The sequence below is a fragment of the Bacillus cereus group sp. BfR-BA-01492 genome, from assembly GCF_022662815.1.
GTDB lineage: Bacteria > Bacillota > Bacilli > Bacillales > Bacillaceae_G > Bacillus_A > Bacillus_A cereus_BD.
In genome coordinates this window covers 1-267 of sequence record NZ_JAKUEH010000068.1, presented here as the reverse complement: position 1 = coordinate 267, position 267 = coordinate 1, and the positions used below count along the sequence as shown (strand labels likewise).

The following is a 267-nucleotide window of genomic DNA, read 5'->3' as shown; positions in this document are numbered from 1 at the left end:
CCGTCCTTCATCGACTCCTAGTGTCAAGGCATCCACCGTGCGCCCTTTCTAACTTAACCAAACTAAAATTAAAAAATATGAGCTACACTGTTATCTAGTTTTCAAAGAACACACATTTATTGTTGAGAGTAAGTTCTCTCAAAACTGAACAAAACGAAACACGGAAACTTATATTGATAAGCAGCGCTCATCAATTCTCCATAGAAAGGAGGTGATCCAGCCGCACCTTCCGATACGGCTACCTTGTTACGACTTCACCCCAATCAT

At 41.2% G+C, this 267-nt stretch carries 1 rRNA gene; it reads right to left on the bottom strand.

The window, feature by feature from the left end:
* Positions 1-204 precede the first annotated feature (204 nt).
* A 16S ribosomal RNA gene (locus tag MR063_RS21645) occupies positions 205-267 on the bottom strand; the annotation flags it as partial.